We start from the raw sequence: 15,051 nt of genomic DNA on the forward strand, positions 1-15,051 counted from the left end.
ATTCCAAATTACCAGCAGTTCGTTTTCAGTCGTGACTTCCGCGGAATATACCGGGAGTATCGCGACTACCTGAAGTACATGCAGTTCAGGACCCGCAATCGTGGCTGGGTGCTCAAGACTCCCATCCACGTCCGATTTCTCGACGAGATCCTGGATACTTTCCCGGACGCTCGGTTCGTCCACTGCCACCGCGACACCGCGAAGATTTATCCGTCGATTGCCAACATGACGACCGTCCTGCACAGCAAGTTCGTCAACGTCCCTCCGCACGAGAACGCGGTGGCGGGGGACTATGACGGTACCTGGCAGAGCGCTCTGGAATTTCGCCAGCGGCCCGGAATGGCGGAGCGGTTCGTCGACATCCAGTTCCTCGATTTCCGCGACGATCCCATCGGCACTGTACGCCGGATTTTCGAGGCACTTGGGGAAAATTTCTCCAGGGAACGCGAGACGGCGCTTGAAGCGTGGTTGAAGCATGATGTCTCGGAACGCGCTGGGCAGAAGCACCATCAGTATTCGCTAGCCGACATCGGCGTTACGGAAGCCGATATCGACCGGAAGACAGGGGACTACCTCGCGGCATTCAATGTCCGGCTGGAGCGCTGAACCGATGCCCAGGGCAAGGTCTGTCCATTTGGACGAACCGTGGAAGCGAGAAGGCCGCTAGAAAACGGGCAGACCTGATTTCGCAAGAGGATTGTCCCGCATGCTGCAATTGCCCGGTGTTGCCTTCAAGCTTGAACATGATCAGTCGATGGTCGACGATGTCCTTGCGAGGGTGCGGGCAGCACGCTTTCCGTCAGCGCAGGCTGGTGAGGACTGGCAGACCGGCACGCCGCTGTCCTACATGCGTCGGCTGCGTGACCACTGGCTGGACTCGTTCGACTGGAGTGTCTGGGTAGACCGGATCAATGCCTTCGAGCATCGCATGGTCGACGTTCGTGGCGAGCGCATCCATGTCGTTGTCGAACAGGGCTCGGGCAGGAATTCGCTGCCGCTGATCATGACTCATGGCTGGCCCGGAAGCTTCATCGAGTTCCTCGACCTGATCGACCGCCTCGCCCATCCGGAACGCCACGGCGGCCGGGAAGAGGATGCCTTCACAGTCATCGTGCCGAGCTTGCCGGGCTATGGCTTTTCCCCGCCTCCGTCCAAACCGCTGGCTCCCATGCAGATCTCGCAGCTCTGGTCGGCGCTGATGGTCGAGGGCTTCGGCGTCGAGCGCTACGTTGCCTATGGCAGCGACTGGGGTAGTCTCGTCACGGCGGGAATGGCGTTCGATTGTCCGGAGCGGCTTGCTGGCATCATGATCACCACGCCTGGCGCGGCGCCCGATATTTCTGCCGGACCTGCGCTGACGGAGGAGGAGCAGCAGTTCATCGGGCGCCTGCAGGCCGCAATGCAGGGAGAGACGGCATACCAAGCCATTCAGGGCACCAAGCCCCAGACGCTGGCCTATGCGCAGACGGATTCCCCGATCGGTCTTGCGGCATGGATCATCGAGAAGTTTCAAGGATGGACCGTGCCGGGGCTGAAGCAGGATCCGCCGTTTTCGATGGACGTGCTGCTCGCCAACGTGATGCTCTACTGGATCGGGGAGCCGTTGGCACCGACATGGCTGTATATGTTCCTCGACTCCAGCATGCAGCCTCGCAGCGGAAAGGCAAAGGTGCCGGCAGCCTTCATGATGCCGCCTGAAGACCTGTTCCCCCCCGCGCCACGCAGTTGGGTGGAGCGATCCTTCGACGTTGCGGACTACACGATTGGCGGGGTCGGTCATTTCCCGGGGCTGGACAGCCCGGACAAGCTCGTGACGGAGCTCCGGCGGATCCTGCTGCCGTTGGCAAAGCGCTAGATCAGGCTTGGCGCTCGTCAGAACATGTCGACGATCGCCCCGGAGATCGCGCCGGACTGCGGCAGGCAGAGCCAGGAGACGGTGCGGGCCAAGGTTTGCGGGGCGATGTGATCGGGTGCGATTACCCAATGATGCAGGATCGTGGCCGGTAGCCGCACCATGCCAGCTTCCGGAGGGGATGCGACGACGCTGATCATCCTTCCCGAAGAACCATGCTCGGCCAGCACCTCGGCCTGGCCCTTGCGGCATGACAACGAGGCTTCGGCATCATGCGGCAGATAGACGTTGACGCAGGCATCAAGCCTGCCGCCGATTTCTGCCGCTTTGATAGCGGCGCTTCCCGTTTGGCCACTGTCGGTCTGGTCGAGCGGAAGCGCGAGCGCTCTGCCCCCGGCCTCGACGACAGACCTCGCGATCGTGTCTGCATCGCCAGCCTTGGCCGCCGCCACGACCGTTGCCCCCGAATCCGAAAGCGCGCCGGCGATATTCCGCGCCACGATGCCCGCGCCAACAACAAGGATGACTTGTCCGGCAAGAGGATGCTGCAGGCCTGATCGCGGTGCCCGGCTGGAAATGCCGTGGATGTTTGTCGTCCCCCAGAAGGCGCGCATTTCCTTGATCCGGCCATACTCATCGAAACGGAACGTGTCCGTCACCTCGATAATCATCGGATCACTCGCCAGCCCCATGTAGCAGTAGAACGAAAAGGCAGCGGCGTTCTCGGGAAAGCGGAAATCTCCCGTCAGTTGCAGGAATGAGGGCTCGTGCCGGAACCGCTCGTAGAAGGCACGGATCTCATCCTTGCCGCGCATGATCGCTGTTCCGACCGGATCTTCGAGTGTCGCATCGTCGGCATAGAGCGCCATGACGCGATCGAAGTCCCTGGCATTGAAGGCCTTGATATATCCGGTGATGAGATTGCGGATATCGTCGCTGCTGATCATGGCCTGCCCTTTTTCGTCCTGGCTCAAGGTACGTTGTCACGGGGATGTTCTATTACCTGTTCCAGTCGCATCGTCTTGATGGACGTCACGCGGCCGAGCGCGGGCGTCCGGAGCTCTATCCAATTGGACGAGGCGAGGTGGTTTGCCGCTGTTAAGCTCGATGTCGAAGCAATTGGCAGGACCGTCGATGACTCTGATTTCTCTCGCGCGCCCCGAACTCTTGGTAGCGCGGTGCCTTGTTGGTGGTGAGTGGGTCAGCGGGGATCGGACCTTTTCCGTGCGCAATCCGGCCAACGGCCGTGTCCTTGCCGAAGTGCCTTCGCTCGGACGCGATGCCGTGGACATTGCCGCAACCCGCGCCGCCGAGGCCATGCCGGCCTGGGCGAAGCTGACGGCCAAGCAGAGAGCGGCAATCCTGCGCCGCTGGTTCGATCTGATGATTGCGAACGCCGACGATCTCGCGGCGATCATGACAGCCGAGCAGGGCAAGCCGCTTGCCGAGGCGCGTGGTGAAATCCTCTACGCAGCCAGTTTCATCGAATGGTTCGCCGAGGAGGGTAAGCGAGCCTACGGAGATGTGATTCCCGCGCACGACCCCTCAATGCGGCTGGTTGTGGTCAAGCAGCCGATCGGCGTTACGGCGGCGATCACACCGTGGAACTTCCCGGCTGCGATGATCACCCGTAAGGCCGGGCCCGCGCTGGCGGCAGGCTGCGCGATGATCGTCAAACCCGCCAGTGCGACACCGCTGACCGCGTTTGCGTTGTGCCGTCTGGCAGAAGAGGCCGGGGTTCCTCCCGGTATCCTGTCCTGCATCACCGGCAATGCCTCGGAAATTACCGACGCATTCTGCCGGCACGAGTATATCCGCAAGATCAGCTTCACTGGTTCGACCCAGATCGGTCGTCAACTCATGGAGCAGGCGGCGAAGCACATCACCAAGCTGAGTCTCGAACTGGGTGGCAATGCGCCTTTCATCGTGTTCGACGACGCGGATCTCGACGCGGCCGTGGCAGGCGCGATGCTATCCAAGTTCCGCAATGCGGGGCAGACCTGTGTGTGCGCCAACCGGATCTACGTGCAGGCTGGTATCCATGACGCCTTCGTGGCGAAGCTCGCAGACGCGGTGCGTTCACTGAAGGTCGGTGATGGGACAGCGCCCGACACGCAGATCGGGCCACTGATCAACCACGCAGCGCTCGGCAAGATCGAGGAGCATATCGCAGATGCCCTTGCCAAAGGAGCAACGCTCGTTGCCGGCGGATCGCGCTCGGAGCGGGGCGGCACGTTCTTCCAGCCAACGCTGGTCACGGGCGCGACACGGGACATGCTGGTGGCCGAGGAAGAGACCTTCGCACCTCTTGCGCCGGTGTTCCGTTTCAAAACCGAGGAAGAGGTGATCGCGCTGGCCAATGACACGCGGTTCGGCCTCGCCTCCTATTTCTTCGCGCGTGACATCGGCAAGGTCTGGCGCGTCGCCGAGGCGCTCGAATACGGCATTGTCGGTGTCAATACCGGCCTGATTTCCACCGAAGTCGCGCCGTTTGGCGGTGTCAAGGAAAGCGGTCTCGGGCGTGAAGGATCCAAATATGGGATCGAGGATTACCTGGAAATCAAATATATCTGCATGGGTGGTATTAACTGAACACCATATGCCGCGATAGAACGGCAACGAAGACATGGAGAGAATGGGTGGCCGCAAAGAGAAATTCTGGAGGGCGGCCTGTGACGTGGCGATCGCGCCCAGTTTGTTCTGCCATGCTTCTGGTCATTATCGGGCTTGCACTTGTGGCCGGGGGTGTCCARCTCATGCTGTTGGGCGGATCGTTCTATTACCTCCTATCGGGCGCTTTCCTGCTGGTCTGCGCATGTCTCTTGATCACCAGACCCCGGTACGGCTTCTTCGCCTATGCGGCATTCCTCATCGCCACGGCTGTCTGGGCCGTCGCGGAGGTCGGTGCGGATTTCTGGGGTTTGTTCGCGCGACTTGCAGCGCCGCTCGTGGTCGGCCTCGGCATGGTCTTCGGCGCGATCATCAGGCGCCATGGCTGGTGGCGCACGATGCTCGGGGCTCTCGGCGTCGTGGTGGTTGCCTTCTTCGCACAAGCCGGGCTCGATTCGGTTGGCACGGCCCAGACGCAGGTCAAGGATCTTGCCCGGGCAAAAGGTTCCGACTGGGAAACCTATGCCGGAGATCTCGGCGCGAACCGGCACTCGAGACTTTCGCAGATCACGCCTGCCAATGTCTCGAACCTAGAGCCGTTGTGGACCTACCGGACAGGCGACTTGCCGGGGCCGGCGGATTCCGCCACGGTCTGGACGCAGGAAGTCACGCCGTTGAAGGTCGGCAACAGGCTGTTCATCTGCACCGCGCACTCGCAGGTTCATGCGATCGACGCCGAAACAGGCAAGGGCCTCTGGAAGCACGACCCTCGCGCGACCATCAACTGGGCGCCGCTGCGTGCATGCCGTGGCGTCGCCTACTTCCATGACACGACGGCACCCTTCGCCGCCGCCTGCGCGGAGCGGATCATCTCGGCGACGGTAGATGGGCGTCTTTCGGCGGTCGACGCCACCAATGGCAGGCCGTGCAAGGGCTTTGGCTTGAACGGGATGATCGACCAGCGCGCAGGGCTGGGCGATGTCACACCGGGCTACTATTTCACCACTTCGGCTCCGCTGGTCGTGGGAGATCATGTCATCATTGGCGCCCAGGTGCTCGATGGCGGCACGATCGGCGAGCCGTCCGGCGTCATCCGTTCGTTCAACGCCCGCACCGGTAAGCTCGACTGGGCTTGGGATCTCGGCGCACCCGACCGGAAAGACGGTGAGAACTACACACGCGGCACGCCCAATGCGTGGGCTCCGCTGACGGCTGATGCGCAGCTCGGCCTGGTCTTTGTCCCGCTCGGAAACCCCACGCCCGATTTCTTCGCGTCCTATCGCACGCCGGCGATGGAGAAGTTCGGTTCGGCCCTCGTCGCGCTCGACGTGGCAACGGGCAAGCTGCGGTGGAGCTTCCAGACCACGCACCATGATATCTGGGACCAGGACATACCCGTTCAACCGAGCCTCTTCGAACTCGAGACGCCCGAGGGCAGGGTTCCCGCTCTCGTCCAGCCCACCAAGCGCGGCGAACTGTTCGTTCTTGATCGGCGCACCGGAAAACCGCTGCTCCCGGTAGAGGAACGTCCTGCTCCACAAGGCGCCGTCAGGGGAGATTTCACCGCGCCAACGCAGCCCTATTCGATCGGCATGCCGAGTCTGCTTTTGCCCTATCGCCTGAGTGAAGCGACAACCTGGGGCGTGACGCCAATCGACCAGATGCTCTGCCGTATCCGTTTTCGGCAATTGCGCTACGAAGGGCCGCTAACACCGCCTTCGGTTCAGGGTTCGCTGTCCTATCCCGGGAGCGCCGGAATCGTCAGTTGGGGCGGCGTGTCGATCGATCGCGATCGTCATCTTCTTGTGGTCAATACCACCCACTCGCCGTTCGTCACACGGCTGATACCCCGCGCGGAAGCGGATAGGATGGGCCTCAGCACGCCACCCAATACCGGTGCGAACGGGGGAAGCCGGGGCAGCAGCGAGGCCATGAAGAGTGGGGCCAAGGCAGGGCATCCGCAGTTCGGTACGCCTTATGCCGCGCAGGCGCTGCCATTTCTGTCACCACTTGGCGTACCGTGCATGGCTCCGCCATGGGGAAGGATTACTGGAATCGATCTCAGCACGCGCAAGGTTTCCTGGCAGCGTCCGTTCGGTACCTCGCGTGATACCGGTCCGCTGGGCCTGCGCACCGGCCTGCCGCTGCCAATCGGAGTCCCGGCTGCTGGAGGGCCGATCACCACGGCAAGCGGACTTACCTTCATCGCCGCGGCGCAGGATCGGTTCCTTCGTGCGATCGAAACGACGACCGGGCGAGAGCTCTGGCGCGGACGTCTCCCTGCCGGCGGGCAGGCAACGCCGATGACCTACGTCTCTGCTCCGTCAGGCCGGCAAATCGTCGTCGTCTCCGCCGGTGGCCACGGTGGACTCAATACCGAGCCGGGCGACTACATCGTCGCCTATACGTTGAAGCAATAGGTCGAGCCGACCGGCCAATGTCCCGCGAGGATCCTGGAGATCTCATGCAGCCGAACGAACCGGACCTCAGGATTTCGCTCGAGCACATGACCGTGCTGGGCATGTCGACGGAGCAGATTATCGCCACGGGCGAGGAGCTGAGAGTCGATCACGTCAGCCTGATCCTAGATACCGGGCCTTATGACCTCGGCGTGAAATCGTTTCTCGCCAATCCCGAAATGACGGCCGAGACGGCTCGAAGGCTGGAATCCAGTCCACTGAGCGTCCATGTCACCGAAGGCTTTCTGCTCGAGCCGGAGACCAACTTCGATCGCCTCGCGCGATTGCTCGACGTGACCGCCGCACTCGGAACCGGGATGGCGGTGGTCATGGTCATCGATCCCGACCAGGTGCGCGCGGCAGCCAGCCTTGCAAAGCTTTGCGAGATGGCGCGGCCCCTGGGGATCATAATGTCCGTTGAATTCGTCGCGACGACGCCGGTTGCCGGCCTTGGCGAGGCCCGCCAGCTAGTATTGCAATCGCAGGCGCAGAACGCGGCTATTTCCTGCGACATCCTGCACCTCGTCAGATCAGGGGGTGCTCCGGCAGACATCCAGGCTTTCGAATTTCCATTCGGCGCTGCGCAGCTTTGCGATGGGCCTGCAGTCCTTGCGCGGGACCAGTGGGATATGGAGGGCATCGCCGGTCGCCTCGTGCCGGGGGAGGGCGATTTTCCGKTCGTCCAATTCCTTGCCGCGCTTCCGCCGGAAGTGGTCGTCGGTGTGGAAGTCCCGATGGGCATCGAGCCTGGACCAGACCTGATTTCCGCCGCCGCGCGCAGCGTCGCTGCTGCACGAAGGCTGAGTCCGCGCCTTGCCAAAATTGATCCGGGGGCGACCGCCATGCCGGTCCAATCCCATACAACCAATCCTGATTGAAGGTCGAACGATGGACCACACCACCGAAACGAGTCTCGCCGGCGTCTCCTTGCTCATCTAGCTGCAGGCACGACCGGCTCAGCAGATGAGTTCATGAACGCTCCGATCATCATCACGCGTTCGAAGGACGGCTCAAGGCCTTCCTGAATGTTTGCCGGCATCGCGGTGCAATGGTCTGTCGGAAAACTACAGCGGAAGGCGGACTCGCTTTACAGGACTATGCCGCCAGCAAGGCCATCCAGCGCGGCCTTGCCACTGGAGCACAGAGCGAGATCATATTTGGCCACAACGAGCTCGGCGTTCAGCTCTTCCATCGAAGTCTGGACGTGCAAGGGGCGTAAGCAGAGCTTCTAGGAACTTCCCACGCGGCGGGCGCCACCCTTTGGTGCTTATGATCGGGCAGCTGCGCCGCCGGTCTCGCCAAGGAAATTCAGTTCGAGCAGAACGCCGTTCGGATCTCTGACGAAAAGCTGGGCGAGCGGTATCTCCGGGATCGCATTTTCCCGCCAGCCAATGTCCATCTGGCGGAACCGTTCGATGAAGACCGCCATCTCAGAACAATCGAGCGCCACATGGTGTATCGCGCCGCTACCCGTCCTTGCCACGACCGGCGTACCGTCATCGTCAGGATATCGTGAGCTTAGAGCCCCAACATGGATGACCGGCATCCCGTTGTCGTCGCGCAGCCAGCCGCCTTGCGCCGATGGCTCGGGCTCGATCATGCCGGTGGCCTTCAGGCCCAGGGCATCGGTGTAGAATTTCAGCGTTGCCATGACGTCGGCCACGCGCAGGTTGATGTGGTCAACTCCCTTGATACCCATCGGCTGAATCCTCGTCCCGTACCGAATACGCCCGGCTTCAGACTATCGAAGTCTCGTCGAAGTAGGCATGCATGCGCACGATCAACCCGCTCTCGTCCACCTCGACGATCTCGATGACGCGCATCGCGACCGGAGCGCTTCCCGCCGCCGTCAGCCTGGCGGTAAACAGCATCGCAGCCGATCCGGCGTTGGCAGCAATGTGCTCGACGGTGATTGCCACGCCCAGCGCCGCTCCTTGCTCCCAGAACGCGCGCAGTGCGGCGTGGCCCGTGATCGGGGGCGTGCCGACCGGATCCTCGAAACTGGCTTCAGGCGCGAACAGCGCCAAGCGCGCGTCGATGTCGCCATTGCTGAAGGTGTCGACATAGGCAAGCGCCGCTTTACGCGCGCGGTCTTCGGCGCCGGTTCGCCGATCGAGGGCGGTTTTCACGAACATCTCTCGCAATGTCATACCGGCTGCCGTCCTACTTATCTTCCAGCGATATTAGAGGTGCGATGGCTTGACAACCTCCTCCATTCAGACGAGCCCACGACCTAACGTCCCTTAGTCTAATCAGACGTATGTCCGGATTTGCTGCGCGGCCTACCTGGGAGGCACCAAGAACATGGGGAGATAGCTGGATATGATGCCCAAGGCTGTAATCACTGGAGGTGCCAGGCCCGACGGCATCGGCTGGGCAACCGCGCTCGCCTTCGCGGCGAAAGGCTATGATGTGCTCGTTACGGGTGCCACCGAGGCCGAAGTCGCCGGCGCTGACAAGCATCCTCACATCACCGCACATGTTCTCGACGTTCGCGACGACGAGGCCGTGCGTGCCATATTCAACGGCCTTGATCGGCTGGATGCGCTGGTAAACTGTGCCGGGGCCGCGGATCCGCAAGCCGAGTATACCGCCGATGGTTTTGCGCGGATCGTCGATATCAACCTGACCGGTACGCACCGTTGCTGCCTCGCTGCGCGCGAACTCCTTGCCGCATCTAAGGGCTCCATCGTCAACGTCGGTTCGATCTACTCGACTTTCGGCAGCGGCATCACGCCGGGTTATTCGGCCAGCAAGGGTGCCGTAGTTCAGCTTACGCGATCTCTGGCTGTTGCATGGGGCCCGGACATCAGGGTCAATGCAGTAGCGCCGGGCTGGATCAGGACCGGCATGGCGGCGTCCGTGTTCGACGACCAAGCGTGGGCAGCCAAGCTGATGGAGCGGCTGCCGCTTAGCCGTTTCGGGATACCTTCGGAACTTGCTGATCCCATCGTCTTCCTGTGCTCGCCGGAGGCGCGCTACATCTCCGGCGTTCTATTGCCTGTAGATGGCGGCTACATCGTGCAGGGCTGATCACCTACGCTTTACCCCCGTAATACGGGTGGGCGGAGCAGTGAATGAGGCCAGCGATTTTGGCAAAGGTGCGGGAATGAACTTCGATCATTACCCCCGGGAGCTGCATGTGGAGCGCGTGGACGGCGTCTTGACCGCAACGATCAACAACCCGGCGGAACTCAATGCGGTAAATGAGGCCATCGATGATGCCTTGCCTGATCTTTTCGTCGATGCCGATCGTGATCCGGAGACGCGGGTACTCGTGCTGACAGGAGCAGGCAGGGCTTTCTGCGCTGGAGGCAGCCTTTCCATGATGCAGTCCGGACTCGACAGCCTCGATGGCTTCATGGCTGGTTACAAGAACGGCAAACGCATGCTCCAATCGATGATCGAATGCGACAAGCCGATAATAGCCAAGGTCAACGGCGATGCCATTGGCTTAGGTGCTACGCTGGCGCTGTTCGCGGATGTGACGATTGCTGCGGAGGAAGCCCGCTTCTGTGATCCGCACGTCAAGGTCGGGCTGGTCGCCGGCGATGGTGGCTCGATCATCTGGCCGGCGAACATGGGTTATGCCCTCGCCAAGTACTTCCTTCTGACCGGTGAAATGGTTTCCGCACGCGAGGCCCAGGCCATGGGCCTGATTGCCAAGGTTACGACACGGGACGAACTCGATGCCGAAACCGACCGGATCGCGCGAAAGCTGGCCAAGGGTGCACAGCAGGCGATCCGCTTCACAAAGCGGGTGATCAACATTCCCCTGCGTCGCGCTTTCGTGGAAATGGCTGATGCCGGTTTCGCCCTCGAAGCCATATCGAGCCGACACCATGATCACGGCGAAGGCTGCAACGCCTTTCTCGAAAAGCGGAAGCCCGTGTTTGAATAGGTCGCTGATTGCCCACAAGCCGGACGGACATTGCGCAAGCGGTATAAGTGAGATGTCCGGAAGACGTAGTCTCGGTCCTGGGTATTGGTGGCTTCGGCATGGTTGTGCCCGTCGGCTCGGTTTTGGACGCCGCCTCGTCATCGGATATGTGAGTGAGGGCGCGCTTGAAAGCTGCCGGAATGCTCTGGAACAGGAAGGGTATCGCGTCACCGCGCAGCAGGTGGACGTAACGAGCCGCGCCTCGGTGGAAGCGTTGGACGATCCCTATGTGAGCGGGCAGCCTCCGCATGGCGGCTGGCGCCCAAGGATATCGCAAACGCCCGAACTTGGCGGAACGATGCCTACGACGACGCCATGAGATCTCGGATGAGATCGCGATCGGGACAGTGTCTATCCGACACGGCTTCAGCGCACCGATGCCGGGCACGAAGCGGGGCTATGCAAATGCCCATGCGGGCGCGAACGTAAACCTGCTGCACCGCCCGCGAGATCCATTCCGATCTCGCGGGCGGTGGCAAGATAATCAGTCGGGCGCGAGATTTCCCGCACGTAGCGCTATATGCTCGGCCGCGAGCATCCCGAACACCATGGCCGGCCCGAGCGTTCCGCCCGCCCCGGGATAGGAATCATAGGTCACTGCGCCCGAGACGTTGCCGGTTGCGTAGAGCCCTTCGATCGGCGAGCCGTTCGCGCCGAGCACATTGCCCACTTCGTTGGTCTTGAGTCCGCCCTTCGTCCCGATATCGCCGAGATCGACGGGAATGGCATAGAATGGCGCCGTCTCGATCTTTCCGAGGCACGGATTGGGCTTGTTGCGAGGATCGCCGAAGAACAGATCGTACGGATTGTCTCCGCGCTGGAAATCCTCGTCGACGCCGCTTTGCGCAAAGCCATTCATCCGCTGCACGCTTTTCGCAAGAGCATCCGCCGGGACGCCGATCTTTTGCGCAAGCCCGGTGATGGTGCCTGCCTTGAACAGGACATTATCCCACCACTCGTTCGGAATAAGCGCGTCGGGCTGGATCACCGGCGGCATCATGGCACCAATCGGATAGCGCCAGCGGGCGGTCGCGTCGAAAACCAGCCAGCACGGCATATTCGCCCCGCTGCGCTTGTTTTCCTCGATCATCTCCGCGCCAAAATCGTTGTACGAAATCGCTTCGTTCACGAAGCGCTCGCCCTTCCGGTTGACGCACATGGTGTGCGGATAGCCCCGCTCCATGAAGAACGCGGCGCGCATGTCCACGTTGTTGAAGCCGGGCGCCGGAACGCGCATCGTGGGAACCCACCAGGCCTGGTCGAGGAACTCCGTATCGGCGCCGATCGCCTGGCCGGCGACAAGCGCGTCGCCGGTGTTGTTCTGTCCTGGCGTCAGCGAATGGTCGACTGGCATGGACACGGGCAGGTACTTGTCGCGCAAGCCTTGATTCTTGTCGAACCCTCCCGACGCAACGATCACCCCCTTGCTTGCCCGGATCTCGATCTGGTTGCCGCGCTGGATCGCGTTGACGCCGAGGACACGGCCCGAGTCCTCGATGAAGCCGACAAGACGCGTGTTCAGCAGCAACGGAATGTTGCGATCCATCATGGCCTTGCGCAACCCGCCGATCATGGCGTTGCCGGTCGTCAGGCGGCGATCGCGACGGCTGCGGAAGCGGAATGGCAGATCAAGCCAGTAGCGGAAGAACAGCTTCGCTGCGGTCGTCCACCATGCGCCAGTTCTGCGGATGAGTGGTCCCATCTCGGTAAGGTCGATCTGCATCCGGCCGAGCACTTTGTGCGTGGGATGGGGTTCGCGCATCCGAAATAGCTCGTCTCCGAGCACACTTGCATCGAAGGGCAGGGGCATCATCGTGCGCCCTCCCGATGTCATCGCGCCCGGAAGCCACGGCAGATAGTCGGAATAGCCGGGGACACTAAAATATCCGACGTTCCACTTGGCCAGTTCGTCCAGTGTGCGAGGCGCAGTGTCGATGTAGGACTGGAGCTTTTCTTCCGGCACCATGCCCTTGGTGCACTGGCGCATGTATTCCAGCGCCTGTTCCCTGCTGTCCTTATCCGCGATTGCTGGATTGTTTGGAATCCAGATTCCTCCGCCCGAAACCGCGCTGGTGCCGCCAAAGCGGTCGGCTTTCTCGATCAGGACGGTTTTCAGCCCGAGATCATGCGCGCGCAGGGCGGAAACCATGCCCCCAGCACCTGAGCCGACCACAACAACGTCGCACTCAATTGTCTTCGACATGCAGCCCATTTCCCTGTGTTGCCAAACCGCGCCGGAGCGTCAGAACCCCGGACACGAATTCAACGATCTCTCGCGCAGGTCTTGCAAGGCCTGGCATCTTGTCCCGAAGCTAGGGCCCGGACCCTTAGACTAGTTGCCGGGTGGTGGCGAGGCCTCGTCCGCTCGGACGACTATTGTGTCTGGGTAAATTGTTATGAGGGAAGGTGCTGATGCCTATCCGGACGGCTTGAGAGTTTTGAGCCGACGAGCAGGATGGCTGCGTCACCGAGCGCCCTCGGCTCGACGACGACATTGACTTGCGACGCCTGCCTTCCATGCTGATGACAACTCCTCCGGCGCAGTACGCTGGTGAAGGCCATGCTGGTAAACCGGTGTTGTTCTGCGTGCCGAATTCCCAGTCAGGCAATCTGTGGCGATTTTGCTGGGAGATGGATAGTCTGCTAGGACGATGCCGAGCTAGCCGCTTTCATGAACACCCAAGCCCCATAATGTGCCTGGATAGCGGAGCGTTCGCGCTGGCGCGGATGACCAGAAATCGGGCGCGTCATAAGAATTGTCACGAAGCGACCTCTCTAGCTTCAAGGGTTTTGCTTTTTATGTACCGTGCAGCCGTATTCGAAGAGGCTGGCCGACCGCTGGCCATCAAGAACTTGCCCGATCTTCCGGTTGGCGAGGGGCAGCTTCTGGTAAAGGTTCACCGCTGCGGCATCTGCGGAAGCGATCTGCACATGACCCAAGGGCACGGATACACCGTGGATTCAGGGACCGTTCTCGGCCACGAATTCACAGGCGAAGTCGTTGAGGTTGGCAAGAACGAAACCCGCTTCGGCAAGGGTGAGGTGATCGTGGCCATGCCTATTTCTGGCTGTGGCAAGTGCGGTCCCTGCCTGATGGGAGAACCCGCCTACTGCGATAATATTTCATATCTTTTTGGCGGTTACGCGGAATATGCGCTCGTGGGAGCCAGCACTGCGAGCACGCTGCCTAGTCGTCTCTCGGCCGCCGACGGCGCATTGACGGAACCATTGGCAGTCGCTTTGCATGGAATGGCGATGGCGGGCATCGAGCCAGGTAGCCGCGTGCTGGTCCAAGGCGCGGGGCCTATCGGTCTCGCAGCGTTGTTCTGGGCGCGTCGGTTCGGCGCAGGTGTAGTCGACATGATCGAAGGCGCCCCTGTTCGCGCTGAAATCGCGCGCAGGATGGGGGCCGACAACGTCAGTCCGCCACAGTCGCAGGATGAGCAATCGTTCCTGAGCCGCGATCCGGCAAAGCTTTACGACGTTGTTGTCGAGTGCGTGGGGCGTCCTGGAATGCTCAGTCAGTCGATCGGACATGTAAAGCGTCGCGGCACCATCGTTTCGCTTGGCTATTGCTTCATGGCCGACACTATCGTTCCGGCCTTTGCCGGCGGACGGGAAGCCAAACTGCTGTTTCCTCAGCTTTATACGATGAAGGAGTTTCGCTGGGCGCTCGAAGTGCTTAACCAAGGCGCCGTCGAGCCTCGCGCAATGGTTACGCAAACTGTGTCGCTGGATGGTTTGCCGACGGCGTTCGACGGACTTCGTGGTAATCCGGAGCAGTGCAAGGTAATCGTCGATCTGTCCACCTAGCCGCTAAGCCAGTGTTCGTTGAGGCTTTCGCCGCCTGGTAGAAGAAGGGGGTGGGCTTGGCGACGATATTGGCACTGTGGAAGGCAGATCAGTCGTCAAGTGCCCGATGCTGTGCCTTCACGTCGGTACGCTGGAAGAAAGCCCTGCCGCCTGCGGCCTCGACCAAGGCCACGGTTTCCTCACCGTCCCGTTCGCGGCCGCTGCTGACCACCACGCTTCCTCCGGCGCGGCCGAACATAACGATCGTCGCACGTCCTATCCCGCTCGTGGCGCCAGTTGCCAGTGCGACCTTTCCGCGGAAATTATATGTAACTGCGATTCCATCAAACACCCCTTCTCTGTTTGATCTGTCCAGAGGGCGTCCTGATACTTATCCT

General features: G+C 61.4%; 13 protein-coding genes. 8 read left to right on the forward strand and 5 right to left on the reverse strand.

Annotation, left to right across the window (positions count from 1 at the left end; all coding sequences use genetic code 11):
* Positions 1 to 606, forward strand: a 606-nt coding sequence (locus tag AC1DPF_RS17485) for a sulfotransferase family protein (protein WP_477962614.1), incomplete at its 5' end; no start/stop codon positions are given.
* Positions 607 to 706: 100 nt separating this feature from the next.
* Entirely contained in the window at positions 707 to 1,855 is a 1,149-nt protein-coding gene (locus AC1DPF_RS17490) for an epoxide hydrolase family protein (protein WP_477962616.1), read from the forward strand.
* A gap of 17 nt (positions 1,856 to 1,872) precedes the next feature.
* On the opposite strand, the gene AC1DPF_RS17495 is transcribed toward AC1DPF_RS17490, so the two are convergent.
* The gene (locus AC1DPF_RS17495) at positions 1,873 to 2,799 is read right to left on the reverse strand and encodes a nuclear transport factor 2 family protein (protein ID WP_477962619.1); all 927 of its coding nucleotides are present in this window, start codon (positions 2,797 to 2,799) and stop codon (positions 1,873 to 1,875) included.
* 187 nt (positions 2,800 to 2,986) lie between these two features.
* On the opposite strand from AC1DPF_RS17495, the gene AC1DPF_RS17500 reads away from it, so the two are divergent.
* The 3 genes from AC1DPF_RS17500 (at position 2,987) to AC1DPF_RS17510 (ending at position 7,799) form a co-directional block, all read left to right on the forward strand.
* Positions 2,987 to 4,444, forward strand: coding sequence for an NAD-dependent succinate-semialdehyde dehydrogenase (locus AC1DPF_RS17500; protein ID WP_477962645.1), 1,458 nt, complete (start codon positions 2,987 to 2,989; stop codon positions 4,442 to 4,444).
* Between the two features lie 113 nt (positions 4,445 to 4,557).
* Positions 4,558 to 6,882 carry a membrane-bound PQQ-dependent dehydrogenase, glucose/quinate/shikimate family gene (locus tag AC1DPF_RS17505; RefSeq protein WP_477962621.1) on the forward strand — a complete coding sequence of 775 codons (2,325 nt, stop codon included), beginning with the start codon at positions 4,558 to 4,560 and terminating at the stop codon, positions 6,880 to 6,882.
* Between the two features lie 44 nt (positions 6,883 to 6,926).
* Positions 6,927 to 7,799, forward strand: a complete 873-nt coding sequence (locus AC1DPF_RS17510) for a sugar phosphate isomerase/epimerase family protein (RefSeq protein ID WP_477962623.1) — start codon at positions 6,927 to 6,929, stop codon at positions 7,797 to 7,799.
* A 389-nt stretch (positions 7,800 to 8,188) separates the two neighbouring features.
* Here AC1DPF_RS17510 and AC1DPF_RS17515 read toward each other — a convergent pair whose 3' ends face one another.
* Together AC1DPF_RS17515 and AC1DPF_RS17520 are read right to left on the reverse strand one after the other, a co-directional pair.
* Positions 8,189 to 8,620 (reverse strand): VOC family protein, encoded by a 432-nt coding sequence (locus AC1DPF_RS17515; RefSeq protein WP_477870449.1) that lies wholly within the window; start codon positions 8,618 to 8,620, stop codon positions 8,189 to 8,191.
* Between the two features lie 37 nt (positions 8,621 to 8,657).
* Positions 8,658 to 9,050, reverse strand: a complete 393-nt coding sequence (locus AC1DPF_RS17520; protein ID WP_477870451.1) for a nuclear transport factor 2 family protein — start codon at positions 9,048 to 9,050, stop codon at positions 8,658 to 8,660.
* A gap of 193 nt (positions 9,051 to 9,243) precedes the next feature.
* Between AC1DPF_RS17520 and AC1DPF_RS17525 the strand changes: the two genes are divergently transcribed.
* Both AC1DPF_RS17525 and AC1DPF_RS17530 read left to right on the forward strand, forming a co-directional pair.
* Positions 9,244 to 9,954: an SDR family NAD(P)-dependent oxidoreductase gene (locus AC1DPF_RS17525; protein ID WP_477870453.1), complete on the forward strand. Its 711-nt coding sequence runs from the start codon at positions 9,244 to 9,246 to the stop codon at positions 9,952 to 9,954.
* Positions 9,955 to 10,030: 76 nt separating this feature from the next.
* Complete coding sequence (locus AC1DPF_RS17530; RefSeq protein WP_477870455.1) at positions 10,031 to 10,822, forward strand: enoyl-CoA hydratase/isomerase family protein; 792 nt, start codon at positions 10,031 to 10,033, stop codon at positions 10,820 to 10,822.
* 523 nt (positions 10,823 to 11,345) lie between these two features.
* Here AC1DPF_RS17530 and AC1DPF_RS17535 read toward each other — a convergent pair.
* Positions 11,346 to 13,073, reverse strand: a complete 1,728-nt coding sequence (locus AC1DPF_RS17535) for an FAD-dependent oxidoreductase (RefSeq protein ID WP_477962625.1) — start codon at positions 13,071 to 13,073, stop codon at positions 11,346 to 11,348.
* Positions 13,074 to 13,378: 305 nt separating this feature from the next.
* Between AC1DPF_RS17535 and AC1DPF_RS17540 the strand changes: the two genes are divergently transcribed.
* Positions 13,379 to 14,674: an alcohol dehydrogenase catalytic domain-containing protein gene (locus tag AC1DPF_RS17540; RefSeq protein WP_477962627.1), complete on the forward strand. Its 1,296-nt coding sequence runs from the start codon at positions 13,379 to 13,381 to the stop codon at positions 14,672 to 14,674.
* A gap of 88 nt (positions 14,675 to 14,762) precedes the next feature.
* On the opposite strand, the gene AC1DPF_RS17545 is transcribed toward AC1DPF_RS17540, so the two are convergent.
* A complete protein-coding gene (locus AC1DPF_RS17545; protein WP_477870461.1) occupies positions 14,763 to 15,005 on the reverse strand; it encodes an SDR family NAD(P)-dependent oxidoreductase in 243 nt (80 codons plus the stop codon).
* Positions 15,006 to 15,051 lie beyond the last annotated feature (46 nt).

The sequence above is a fragment of the Rhizorhabdus sp. P4_G6 genome (genome assembly GCF_056401045.1).